Below are 12,670 nucleotides of genomic sequence, written 5' to 3' on the forward strand. Positions count from 1 at the left end.
GGCCGGGCGGGGCGGCGTTTCTCTCGCGGGTGACCTCGGTGCCGGGCTCAGAGGGCGTACAGGCAGTCGTCGAGGAGGGTGTGGGCGTAGTGGCACTTGGAGACGATGGTGGCGGCCAGGCGCCAGTCGCGGCGGAGGCAGAGGAGGCGGACGGCCAGGTAGGCGAAACCGGCGCTGTGGGAGTCCAACCAGGCGTCCCAGTCTGCCTTGGTCATCAGGTAGGTGCGGGCGGCGGCGATGGCGTGCAGGCGGTGTTCGTCGATGCCGGTGAAGTGGCGGGGGAGCTCCGCCGCCAGGGCGGTGAGGGCGGCGTCGATCTCGTGGTTGAGTTGGCGCAGATCGGGGAGATGCGCTGTGAGACCGGAGAAATACCCAGTGGTCACCGTACCGATCAGTTGGGTGATGCGGTCGGAGTCCGTGTCGAAAACGGATTCGACGATGTCGCCCAGATGCGTTTCCAGCGCGAGCACATGGTCGCGGCGGGCTTCGAGACGGTCGGCCACCGAATGGTCGCCGGACGGCGGGCGGCTGGTCGGAACCGGGCGGCTGACCGGGATGTGCAGCGGCACGGTGGTGGACCTGCGGTGCATGGCGTGCACCGCAAATATCGCCACCACGGCGATCACGGCCAGGCAGATGGCGAGCACGACCAGCAGCGTGCCGAGCACGCTGACCAGCGCCACGACCACGTTCTCGAACGGCTCGAACCGCACCAGCAGCCAGATGAACGCCGCCGCCGACCCGGCGACCAGGAGCAGCCGGACGACGCAGCCGCCCACCCGGCTCGCCAGAATGGCCAGAAAAATGCTGAGCCCCACGGCGAACAACGGGTCGCGCAGCACCTTCAGCACGGCGTCCCAGGTCCCGCCCACAGCGTGACACCTTTCCGTGTCGGCTCCCCGGCGGGAAGGGCCGAACGGCCTGGCCGTTGGGGCATATTCCTGGAGCAACTCCACGTGGTCAAACGGTTCCTTTTTGGGCAGGCTGGAGGGCATGGAATACACGAATCTCGGCCGCACCGGGCTGTCGGTGTCCCGGCTGGTGCTGGGCACCATGAACTTCGGCCCGCAAACGTCCGAAGAGGACAGTCACGCCATCATGGACCGGGCGCACGAGCACGGAATCAACTTCTTCGACAGCGCCAACGTCTACGGCCGGGAGAAGGGCAAAGGCGCCACCGAGCAGATCATCGGCCGGTGGTTCGCCCGCGGTGACGGCCGCCGGGAGCGGACCGTGCTGGCCACCAAGGTGTACGGCGCGATGGGCGACTGGCCCAACGAGGGCCGGCTGTCCGCGCTCAACATCCGGCGCGCCTGCGACGAGTCGTTGCGCCGGCTGCAAACGGACCACATCGACGTCTACCAGATGCACCACGTGGACCGGGCCACACCGTGGGAGGAGATCTGGGAGGCCATGTCGGTGCTGCGGCAGCAGGGCAAGATCCTCTACGTCGGCTCGTCCAACTTCGCCGGCTGGCACATCGCCGCCGCGCAGGAGGCCGCCCGGAGCCGGCACCTCGTCGGCCTGGTCAGCGAGCAGTCGCTGTACAACCTGCTGTCCCGCTGGGTCGAACTGGAGGTACTACCGGCCGCGCGGCACTACGGCCTGGGCGTGATCCCGTGGTCACCGCTGCACGGTGGGCTGCTCGGCGGCGTGCTCCGCAAGCAGCGGGAGGGCGGCACCTCGCGCAGCACCGCCGGCTGGGAGGGCCGCGAGCTGGCCAGGCACCGGGACACCCTGGAGCAGTACGAGAAGGTCGCCGCCGACCTCGGCGCGGACCCCGCCGTGCTCGCCCTCGCCTGGCTGCTCCACCAGGACGGCGTCACCGGCCCGATCATCGGCCCGCGCACCCCGGACCAGTTCGACACCGCCCTGCGGGCCGTCGAGACCACCCTCGACGCCGACACCCTCACCCGCCTCGACGACCTCTTCCCACCCCCCGCCCCCAACGGCGCCAAACCCGCCCCGGAGGCCTACGCCTGGTGACCGAGTTATTCGTCGTCCTCGTCGTCGCGGGCGAGGTAGGTGGCGAGGCGGTCGATGGGGGTTTCGTAGTCGGGGTGGAGGTCGACGAAGGCGCGGAGGCGGTCGGCCAGCCAGGCGAAGCTGAACTGCTCCTCGCCCCGGCGGTCGGCCAACTCCTCCAGACCGCGGTCGGTGAAGTACATCAGCCGAACGCCTTGTCGATGATCTGGCGCTGCTCGATCTCGTGCACCTTGGTCGAGCCGGCCGACGGGGCGGACATCGGGCGGCGCGAGACACGGGTGATCCGGGGCGACTCCGGGAACAGCTCGGGCAGGATCAGACCGTAGAACGGCCACGCGCCCTGGTTGGCCGGCTCCTCCTGCACCCAGCGGAAGTCCGTGGCGCCCGAGTAGGTCTCGAACACCGCGGCCAGCCGCTTCTGCGGCACCGGGTAGAGCTGCTCCACCCGCACCACCGCCACGTCGTCGCGGACCAGCTTCTCCTTCTCCGCGGCCAACTCGTAGTAGAGCTTGCCGGACACGAACAGCACCCGGCGCACGGCGTCCGGGTCGGGCACGGTGGGGTCGTCGATCACCGAGTTGAACCGGCTCTCGTCGACGAACTCCTCCACCGCGCTCACCGCGGCCTTGTTGCGCAGCATGGACTTCGGCGTGAACACCACCAGCGGCCGCTGCACCCCGTCCAGCGTGTGCCGGCGAAGCAGGTGGAAGTAGTTCGCCGGCGTCGACGGCACCGCGACGGTCATCGAACCCTCGGCGCACAGCTGCAGCCAGCGCTCGATCCGGCCGGAGGTGTGGTCCGGCCCCTGGCCCTCGTGCCCGTGCGGCAGCAGCACCACCACGTCGGAAACCTGGCCCCACTTGGCCTCACTGGACGAGATGTACTCGTCGATCACCGACTGCGCGCCGTTGACGAAGTCGCCGAACTGCGCCTCCCACAGCACCAGCGCGTCCGGGTTGGCCACCGAGTAGCCGTACTCGAAGCCCAGGGCCGCGTACTCCGACAGCGCCGAGTCGTAGACCAGGAACCGGCCCTGCTCCGGGGACAGGTTCTGCAGCGGCGTGTACTCCTTGCCGTTGTGCCGGTCGATGATCACCGAGTGCCGCTGGGTGAACGTGCCGCGCCTGCTGTCCTGGCCGGACAGCCGGACCATCCGGCCCTCCAGGTTCAGCGAGCCGAACGCCAGCAGCTCCGCGAACGCCCAGTCGATGCCGCCCTCGCGGGCCATCTTGGCGCGCCGCTCCAGCACCGGCTTGACCCGCGGATGCGGCGCGAAGCCCTCCGGCAGGTTCACGTGCGCGTCGGCGATGCGCTCGACCACCTCGCGGGTGATCGCGGTCGCCACCTTGGCCGGGATCTGCTGCTCGGACTCCACCGACGGGCTCGGCGCCGCCGGGTGCTTCTCCAGTTCCCGCACCTCGTTGAACACGTGCTCGAGCTGGCTGGAGAAGTCCCGCAACGCCTTCTCGGCCTCGTCCACCGAGATGTCGCCGCGGCCGATCAGCGCCTCGGTGTAGGTCTTCCGCACACTGCGCTTGGTGTCGATGATGTCGTACATCCCGGGCTGCGTCATCGAGGGATCGTCGCCCTCGTTGTGCCCGCGCCGCCGGTAGCACACCATGTCGATCACGACGTCCTTGTTGAACGTCTGGCGGTAGTCCATGGCCAGCGCGGCCACCCAGTAGCACGCCTCGGGGTCGTCGCCGTTCACGTGGAACACCGGGGCCTGGATCATCTTCGCCACGTCGGTGGCGTACTGGCTGGACCGGGACGCTTCGGGCGCGGTGGTGAACCCGACCTGGTTGTTGACGATCACATGCACCGTGCCGCCGGTGCGGTAACCCCGCAGCAGGGCCAGGTTCAGCGTCTCGGCCACCACGCCCTGCCCGGCGAACGCCGCGTCGCCGTGCATCGCGACCGGCAGCACCGAGAAGCCGGTGTCGCCCTTGTCCAGCAGGTCCTGCTTGGCCCGGACGATGCCCTCCAGCACCGGGTCCACCGTCTCCAGGTGCGACGGGTTGGCGGTCAGTGTGACCTTGGTCTCGCCGTCGCCGAACATCCGGAAGTACTTGCCCTCCGCGCCGAGGTGGTACTTCACGTCGCCGGAGCCGTGCGCCTGACCGGGGTCGAGGTTGCCCTCGAACTCCTGGAAGATCTGCGAGATCGGCTTGCCGACGATGTTGGCCAGCACGTTGAGCCGGCCCCGGTGCGGCATACCGATGACGACCTCGTCCAGCTCGTACTCGGCCGCCTTGTCCAGCACGGTGTCCAGCAGCGGGATGACCGACTCGCCGCCCTCCAGCGAGAACCGCTTCTGCCCGACGTACTTGGTCTGCAGGAACGTCTCGAACGCCTCGGCCGCGTTGAGCTTGCTCAGGATGTACTTCTGCACGGCCTGCGGGGGCTTCTCGTGCCGCACCTCGACCCGCTCCTGGATCCAGCGCCGCTCGGCCGGGTCCAGAATGTAGGTGTACTCCACGCCCACCGTGCGGCAGTAGGAGTCGCGCAGCACGCCCAGCACGTCGCGCAGCTTCATCCGGTCCTTGCCGGCGAACCCGCCGACCGGGAACTCCCGGTCCAGGTCCCACAGGGTCAGGCCGTGGCTGAGCACGTCGAGGTCCTCGTGCTTGCGCTGCCGGTAGTTCAGCGGGTCGGTGTCGGCCATCAGGTGGCCACGGGTGCGGTAGGCGTCGACCAGCCCGATCACCCGGGTGGTCTTGTCGATCGCCCCCTCGGGGATGTCCTCCACCCAGCGCACCGGCTCGTACGGGATGCGCAGCGAGGTGAAGATGTTGTCGTAGAAGCCGTCCTCGCCGAGCAGCAGCTGGTGGATGCGGCGCAGGAACTCACCGGACTCGGCGCCCTGGATGATCCGGTGGTCGTAGGTCGAGGTCAGCGTCATGATCTTGCTGACCGCCAGCTCGGTGAGGGTGCGCTCGCTGGTGCCCTGGTACTGCGCCGGGAAGTCCATCGCGCCGACGCCGACGATCGCGCCCTGACCGGGGGTGAACCGGGGCACCGAGTGGTTGGTGCCGATGGTGCCCGGGTTGGTCAGCGAGATCGTGGTGCCGGTGAAGTCGTCCGCGGTCAGCGCGCCGTTGCGGGCCTTGCGGATGATGTCCTCGTAGGCCTGCCAGAACTGGCTGAAGGTCATCCCCTCGCAGCCCTTGATGGAGGCCACCACCAGGTTGCGGGAGCCGTCCTTGCCGGGCAGGTCGATGGCCAGGCCCAGGTTCACGTGCTCGGGGGTGACCAGGGTCGGCTTGCCGTCGACCACGGCGAAGTGCCGGTTCATGTTCGGGTAGGCGTCCAGCGCCCGGACCACCGCGTAGCCGATCAGGTGGGTGTAGGAGACCTTGCCGCCCCGGGTCCGGCGCAGGTGGTTGTTGATCACGATCCGGTTGTCGGCGATCAGCTTCGCCGGCACCGCCCGCACGCTGGTCGCGGTCGGGATGGTGAGCGAGAGGTCCATGTTCTTGACGATCACGGCGTTCGCGCCGCGGATCGGCTTGATCTGGTCGCCTTCGCTGATCTTCACCGGAGCCGGGTTGGCGGTGGGCGCCGGCGCCGGCGTGGGCGTGGGCGTGGGCGGCCGGGTGGGCGGGGGCGCCGCCGGGGCCGGAGGGTCGGGCCGGGCCGCCGTGCTCAGCTGGCCGTTGACCGTGCCGTCCTCCGCCGCGCTCCTGGCCTTCGTGGTGGCCACGCCCTGGCTGACGGCCCGGGGCGTCGGCTTGTAGTCGGCGAAGAAGTCATGCCACGCCGGGTCTACGGACGACGGGTCGGCGAGGAACTGCTCGTACATCTCCTCGACGAGCCACTCGTTCGGACCGAACTGCGACGCGGGACTGCTGGTGGACACGGCCGGGTCTCGCCTCTATCCATATCGAACTCGTACGTGAACGCTGTACCAACAGGCTATCCCTCTTGGCGAACCGGATGTGAGCCAACGGCGGCCACCTCATCCGGGTCGGTGCCGTACCGCCACAGGCGGGCATACCGACCGTCGGCGGCGATCAGCTCCGCGTGACCGCCCACCTCCACGATCTTGCCCGCCTCCAGCACCACGATCCGGTCCGCGCGGGCCGCGGTGGCCAGCCGGTGTGCCACCACGAACGTGGTGCGCCGGCGCGCCAGGTTCGCACTGGCCGCGAGCACCACGGCCTCGGTGGCCGGGTCCAGCGCGGCCGTCGCCTCGTCCAGCAGCAGCAGGTCGGGGTCGACCAGGGCGGCCCGGGCCAGGCCGACCAGCTGGCGCTGCCCCGCCGACAGGCCCTGACCGCGCTCGCCCACCTCCTGGCGGAAGCCGTCCGGCAGGCTCGCCACCATGGGCAGCGCGCCGACGGAGCGCACCGCCGCCTCGATCTCGGCCGGCGCGGCGTCCGGCCGCCCGTAACCGACGTTGGCGGCCAGGTCCCCGGTGAACAGGTGCGCCTCCTGGGGCACGACACCGAGCCGCTGGCGGTAGCCCGAGACGTCGTACTCCCGCAGGTCCACCCCGTCCACGCGGACGGTTCCCGCGGTCGGGTCGTAGAACCGGGCGACCAGCTTGACCACCGTGGACTTGCCGGCTCCGGTCGCGCCGACCAGCGCCACGGTCTCGCCCGGGGCGACCCGCAGGGTGATGCCGTCCAGCGCGGGCGCGTCGGCGCCCGGATAGGTGAACGACACGTCACACAGCTCGACCGCGCCGTCCAGCCCGGCCGGGACCGGCACCGGATGCCGGGCCGGCTCGACCGAGGTGGGCGTGCGCAGCAGGTCGGCGATCCGGCGCAGCCCGACCCGGGCCTGCTGGTAGCCGTCGAACACCCCGGACAGCTGCTGGACCGGGGCGAAGAACAGGCCGAGGTAGAGCAGCAGGGCCAGCAGCACGCCCGGGGTCAGCTCGCCGGCCGCCACCCGGTGCGCTCCGATCACCAGCAGCGCGGCCTGGGCCAGCCCGCCGAGCAGGGACACGAACGGGAAGAAGGTCGCCACGTAGCGCTGCGCCCGCAGCCTGCTGCGCCGGTAGTCGTCGCTGCGCCGGGCGAACGCCCGGGCCGACTCGTCCTCCCTGGTGAACGCCTGGGCCACGCGCAGCCCGGACACGTTCTCCTGCATGTCCGCGTTGACCACGCTGACCCGCTCCCGGGCCTCGGTGTAGGCAGCGGCCGCGAGCCGCTGGAAGATCACGGTGGCGACCAGCAGCAGCGGCAGGGCGGCCAGCGCCACCAGGGTGAGCGAGACGTCGGTGAGCAGCATCGCCACGATGATCGCCAGCACGGTCAGCACGCTGGTCACGGCGCTGACCAGGCCGGTCTGCAGGAACGTGGACAGCGCGTCGACGTCGGTGGTCATCCGGGTCATGATCCGGCCGGCCATCTCGCGCTCGTAGTAGTCCAGGCCGAGCCGCTGCAGCTGGGCGTAGCTGCGCACACGCAACAGGTAGAGCAGCCGCTCGCCGACCCGCGCGGTGAGCACGGTGGACAGCTTCACGTCCAGCCAGCCCAGCCCGACCAGCAGCACCCCGACCGCGCTGGCCACCAGCAGGGCGGTCGGGTTCCCGCTGACCACGCCGTTGTCGATGCCGCGCCGGAACAGGGCCGGCAGCGCCATGGCCATCGCGGTGTCGGCCACGATCAGCAGCCCGACCACGACCATCGCGCCGCGCACCAGCCCCAGCAGCCGGCGCAGCCGGAAGTCCGGGTCGGGCGCTGTGGGGTCGGCGCCCTTCAGGTCGGGCCGCTCGGTGGCCGGCGGCAGCGCCCGGACCTGTTCGAGCAGCTCCGGCGTCGGCGGCAGCGCGCCGATCACACCCTCGCTCATCGCGCCCCGGCCCACGGCGGGGGTCGCCGGCCGCGTCATGCGCTCCGGGGCGGCGACCTCGCCCGGCCACAGCGCCGGGGTGGTCCCGTCCGGGCCAGGTACCAGGTCGGCGCCGGTGCGGCGGGAGACGTCCTCGATCGCCTCGCCCGGCCCGGCCAGCAGCGCCCGGTACAGCTCGCAGCGCCCGGTCAGCTCGGCATGCGTGCCCACGTCGACCACCCGGCCGCCGTCGAGCACCGCGATCCGGTCGGCCAGCGCGAGGGTGGAGCGGCGGTGCGCGATCAGCAGCGTGGTCCGGCCGGCGGTCACCGAGCGCAGCGTGTCGTGGATGGCGGCCTCGGTGGCCACGTCCACCGCCGACGTGGCGTCGTCCAGCACCAGCACCCGCGGGTCGGACAGCAGCGCCCGGGCCAGGGCCACCCGCTGGCGCTGGCCGCCGGACAGGGTCAGGCCGCGCTCGCCGACCACGGTGTCGTAGCCGTCGGGCAGCTCCGCGACGAACTCGTGCACCTGGGCGGCCCGGGCGGCGGCGGCCACCTCGGCGTCGGTGGCGTCCGGCCGGCCGTAGGCGATGTTCGAGCGGATGGTGTCGGAGAACAGGAACGCCTCCTCGAACACCACCCCGACGGTTCGGCGCAGCGAGGCCAGCCGCAGCGCGCGCACGTCCACCCCGCCGATCCGGATCGCGCCGGCGTGCACGTCGTAGAACCGGGGCAGCAGCAGCGAGACCGTCGACTTGCCGGACCCGGCGGTGCCGACCAGCGCGAGCGTCTCGCCGGGCGCCACGGTCAGCGAGATCCCGTCGAGCACCGGGTCGCTGCGCGTGTAGCCGAAGCTCACCCCGTCCAGGTCCACGGCCGCCGGCCCGGCCGGGACGTCCACCGCGTCGGGCGCGTCGGTCACGTCCGGCTGGGAGTCGATCAGCTCGTACACCCGCTCCACGCCTGCCCGGGCCAGTTGGGCGTTGACCAGCAGGCCGGCGACCATCCGGGTGGGGCCGATCAGGTTGGCCACGTAGCTCGCGAAGGCCAGGAAGGTGCCGAGCGTGACCTGGCCGTGCATGGCCAGCCAGCCGCCCAGCGCCAGCACCGCGACCTGCCCGACCGCCGGCATGGCCACCATGGTCGCCGAGATCCTGGAGGTGAGCGCCGCCGCGCGCATCCGTTCGGCGAACAGCGTGCGCGCGGTCCGCTCCAGCCGGGCCACCTCGCGCGCCTCCTGGCCGAAGCCCTTCACCACCCGCACCCCGGTGACGGTCTCCTCGACGTGCTGGGCGAGGTCGGCCGCACGCTGCTGGGCCGACCAGGTGGCCGGGAAGAGCACCGTGCGGCTGCGCACCGCGAGCACCGCCACCACCGGCATGACCACCAGGGCCACCACGGTGAGCAGCGGGGACAGCCACATCATCGCGGCCAGGGCGAACACCGCGAACACCACGGTGCCGATGGACAGCGGCACCATCATCAGCAGGCCCTGCACCAGCTGCAGGTCGGTGATCGACCGGGACACGACCTGGCCGGTGCGCAGCGCGTCCTGTTTGCCGCCGTCGAGCCGCTGCACCGCGCCGAACACCGCCTGGCGCAGGTCGTGCTGGACGTCCAGGGCCAGCCGGCCGCCGACGTACCGGCGCACGAACGCGGTGCCGAAGGTCAGCAGCTCCATCGCCACCAGCGCGGCGACCAGCCAGCCGAGCGAGTCGGTGCGGCCGGCGACGGCGTCGTCGACCACGAACTTGACCAGGATCGGCCCGGCCGCCTGGAAGCCGACGCCGACCACGGCGGCGACCACGGACAGCACGACCAGCCTGCGGTGCCGCCAGCAGGCGGCACTCAGACGACGGATCCAGCCGGCGGAGCGTTCGGGCACGTCGCCAGGTTAGGCACAACCCATGACATGCCGGTCGATCAGGTGATGTCCCGTCGCTGGTTGCGGAGCAGGCCGGTCACGGATAAGACGCGGTGCCTGGGCAGGTCAGGTGATGTCCCGTCGCTGGTTGCGGAGCAGCCCCGTCACGAAGAACACCATCGTCCAGGCCACGAAGATAATGCCGCTGACCAGCAGCGAGAAGGCACCCGGCGCGCCCGCCGCGAACCGCACCGCCTCGTCGAAGCTCTCGACCGCGTCCTGGCTGATCACCTGCGAACCTGCGACCAGGTCCTGCACCTGCCCGAACAGCAGCGCGCTCGCGGTGGAGCCGGTCAGCCCGTTCGCCGAGCCGTTGGGCAGAAACCCGATCACATGGTTGTTGTCGGTGAGGCCGGCCAGAATCAGCTCGCCGAACGGCCCCACCACCAGCGCATAGACCAGCAGCAGGATCACCGTCGCCACCGGTGAGCCGAGCAGGGCGCCGACGCCCATCCCGAGCAGCGTCCAGAGGATGCAGGCGACGATCCCGGCCAGCAGCACCAGGATCCAGTCGCCGGCCGAGGGCAGCAGCGACTCCTTGGAGCCGATCAGCATGCCGATGCTGGCGCCGATGGCGACCACCACGCCGTAGATCGCGCCCCACAACACGTAGGTGATCGCCTTGGCGGTGAGCACCGATGCCCGGTTGGGCGCGGTCAGGAAGCTCGTGGTGATGGTCTTGCGGCTGATCTCGCTGGCCAGCGCGAGCGCCCCGAACACCATCGGGAACACCGTGGCGATGTTCATGCTCCGGGTCAACGCGATGATCGACCAGGACATCTCGTCCAGGTTGACGTCGGCCTGTTCGAGCAGGTCCGTGTTGGACAGGTCCTCGACGATGCTGGTGACCAGCGCCGACACGCCCCACCCCCAGCCCACCGTGAGCAGCACGGCCGGAATGAGCAGTGCCCACCACATCTTGGTGGTCAAGATCTTGCGGAACTCCGCCTTGACGAGCCGGCCCATCAGGCGTTACCTCCCCATCCGCCCTGACCGGGCTGCTGATAACCCTGTTGTGGCTGCGGTCCGGTCGGCGGCGCCCACGGGTTGGCCGGGGTGCCCGGACCGGCCGGTACCGCGTAGCCCTGATGCTGTTGCGGTGGTGGCGGGTAACCGCCACCCGGTGGCGGACCATAGCCAGGTGGCGGCGGTCCGGGCGGCGCCTGCCCGTACCCGACCGGCGGCGCCGCGTACTGGCCGCTGGTGAGCCGGAAGAACAGCTGCTCGAGGTCGGCCGTCTCCTCCTGCACGCCGTAGAGCGCGATCCCGGCCTTGGCCGCCAGATCGCCGATCTGCTGCACGCTCGAGCCGGTCACCGCGATCTTGCCGTCCGGGGTCTGCTGGGCTCCGGCGATCCCGGCCTCGGACAGCGCGGCGAGCAGCTTGGCCGGGTCGGCCGGCTGGACCAGCACCCGGCTCTGCTGCGACCGGCGCAGGTCCTCCAGCGGGCCGTAGTACATGGTCTGCCCGTGGCTGATGATCACCACCTGGTTGATCGTCTGCTCCACCTCGGCCAGCAGGTGGCTGGAGATCAGCACCGTGCGGCCGCTGCTGGCGAACGTCTTGAGGAAGGTGCGCAACCAGGCGATGCCCTCCGGGTCGAGGCCGTTGGCCGGCTCGTCGAGCACCAGCACCTGGGGGTCGCCGAGCAGGGCCGTGGCCAGCGCCAGCCGCTGCTTCATGCCCAGCGAGAAGGTGCCGGCGCTGCGGTGGCCCGCTCCGGTCAGCCCGACCAGGCCGAGCACCTCGTCGGCCCGGTGGTCCGGCATGCCCATCGCCGCCGCGTAGACCAGCAGGTGGTTGCGGGCACTGCGGCCGGGGTGGAACCCCTGTGCCTCCAGCACCGCCCCGACCACCCGGCCCGGGTTGCCCAGCTGGCTGAACTTCACCCCGTTGATCGTCGCGTAGCCGGCGGTCGGGTTGACCAGCCCGAGCAGCATCCGCAGGGTGGTGGTCTTGCCGGCCCCGTTCGGACCGAGGAATCCGGTCACCGAGCCGGGCTCCACATGAAAGCTCAGGTTCTGCACCGCGGGAACCGGACCAAAGTGTTTGGTCAGCCCTTGGACCACGATGCGGCCGCTTCCGTCGTGCACGGATTCCTCCTGCTCCCCGGCGTGTCGTGGGCGCCATCTTGCCGCATGGCGTCGACCTCATGTGCCGATACGGTGCAGATCGGAATCTCAGCCGTCGTGCTGTGCGCCACGGCGGGCGGACAGGGCCCGCGCGGCGCGGCCGAGCGGGTTGCGCAGCGGGCGGGTACGCCGGTTGTGCGGCACTCCCTCGCCGATCAGCTGCTCGTGTGCCATCCGCCAGATCTGGCACGGCCAGCGGCCGCGGGTGCCGGTCGGGCAGGCCTGGCACCGGCCCTCCTCGTCGCGCTCGTGCACGGTCAGCAGCAGGCGCCAGCCCTCGGCCATCCGGTTGATCTCGCGGCGGGCCAGCGGCAGCAGGGTGCCGGGATCACCGTGACCGATGGCCACGTCGAGGCGGTCCAGCCAGTGCAGTACCGCGTCGCGGACCGGGTCGTGTGCGGGGCTCAAGCCAGCCACCGGCCGGCGATATCCAGCATCGTGTGCAGCGACTTCGCCTGGGTTACGGACAGAACGGCGGCCCCGGCCGGCGCCACCAGCAGAATTCGATCATTCTCGACGAATATCGTCAGCGCGCGATGGCGTCCGAACGTGTCGTGGCAGCCTAGGGACCAGCGAGGTTCCGTCACCGGTCAGACATCGGCGGCCGGGAAAGTTGACCATAGTGCCCCGGCGCGGATTCACCCGTCTGCCCGACTTCTCACCCGATAGTGTCCATTTCTGGTGGACAAGTATTACGCGACTCGCCCACCCCAACTACAGCGCCGAGCCCTAGCACGCCTTAAGCTGTCCTTGGCGGCCCGCTCCCAGTGACCCCCAGGCTGGTCGAGCGGGCCGCCCCCAAATTCCCTTCCCCTGTCCGCAAAATGCGCGGACCTTGATTTGGG

General features: G+C 70.8%; 8 protein-coding genes. 1 reads left to right on the top strand and 7 read right to left on the bottom strand.

Features of this window, described 5'->3' with window-relative positions; translation table 11 throughout:
* Window positions 1–47: 47 nt before the first annotated feature.
* Window positions 48–995, bottom strand: a complete 948-nt coding sequence (locus VFO68_RS02440; protein WP_325156466.1) for a hypothetical protein — start codon at window positions 993–995, stop codon at window positions 48–50.
* Here VFO68_RS02440 and VFO68_RS02445 point away from each other — a divergent pair.
* Window positions 994–1,986 carry an aldo/keto reductase gene (locus VFO68_RS02445; RefSeq protein ID WP_325156467.1) on the top strand — a complete coding sequence of 331 codons (993 nt, stop codon included), beginning with the start codon at window positions 994–996 and terminating at the stop codon, window positions 1,984–1,986. The genes VFO68_RS02440 and VFO68_RS02445 overlap by 2 nt on opposite strands.
* A gap of 5 nt (window positions 1,987–1,991) precedes the next feature.
* Here the strand turns inward: VFO68_RS02445 and VFO68_RS02450 are convergent, their stop codons facing one another.
* The 6 genes from VFO68_RS02450 to VFO68_RS02475 all read right to left on the bottom strand — a co-directional run bounded on the left by VFO68_RS02450 (window position 1,992) and on the right by VFO68_RS02475 (window position 12,242).
* On the bottom strand, window positions 1,992–2,168 hold the full coding sequence (locus VFO68_RS02450) for a DUF6104 family protein (protein ID WP_325156468.1): 177 nt from the start codon (window positions 2,166–2,168) through the stop codon (window positions 1,992–1,994).
* Window positions 2,168–5,845 carry a multifunctional oxoglutarate decarboxylase/oxoglutarate dehydrogenase thiamine pyrophosphate-binding subunit/dihydrolipoyllysine-residue succinyltransferase subunit gene (locus VFO68_RS02455; RefSeq protein WP_325156469.1) on the bottom strand — a complete coding sequence of 1,226 codons (3,678 nt, stop codon included), beginning with the start codon at window positions 5,843–5,845 and terminating at the stop codon, window positions 2,168–2,170. Before VFO68_RS02455 ends, VFO68_RS02450 begins: the two co-directional genes overlap by 1 nt.
* 56 nt (window positions 5,846–5,901) lie before the next feature.
* Window positions 5,902–9,654, bottom strand: coding sequence for an ABC transporter ATP-binding protein (locus tag VFO68_RS02460; RefSeq protein ID WP_325156470.1), 3,753 nt, complete (start codon window positions 9,652–9,654; stop codon window positions 5,902–5,904).
* Between the two features lie 105 nt (window positions 9,655–9,759).
* Window positions 9,760–10,659, bottom strand: coding sequence for an ABC transporter permease subunit (locus tag VFO68_RS02465; RefSeq protein WP_325156471.1), 900 nt, complete (start codon window positions 10,657–10,659; stop codon window positions 9,760–9,762).
* A complete protein-coding gene (locus VFO68_RS02470; RefSeq protein ID WP_325156472.1) occupies window positions 10,659–11,786 on the bottom strand; it encodes an ABC transporter ATP-binding protein in 1,128 nt (375 codons plus the stop codon). Before VFO68_RS02470 ends, VFO68_RS02465 begins: the two co-directional genes overlap by 1 nt.
* Window positions 11,787–11,873: 87 nt before the next feature.
* Entirely contained in the window at window positions 11,874–12,242 is a 369-nt protein-coding gene (locus VFO68_RS02475; protein WP_325156473.1) for a hypothetical protein, read from the bottom strand.
* Window positions 12,243–12,670: the final 428 nt, after the last annotated feature.

The organism is Actinophytocola sp., assembly GCF_035712165.1.
GTDB lineage: Bacteria > Actinomycetota > Actinomycetes > Mycobacteriales > Pseudonocardiaceae > DASYTH01.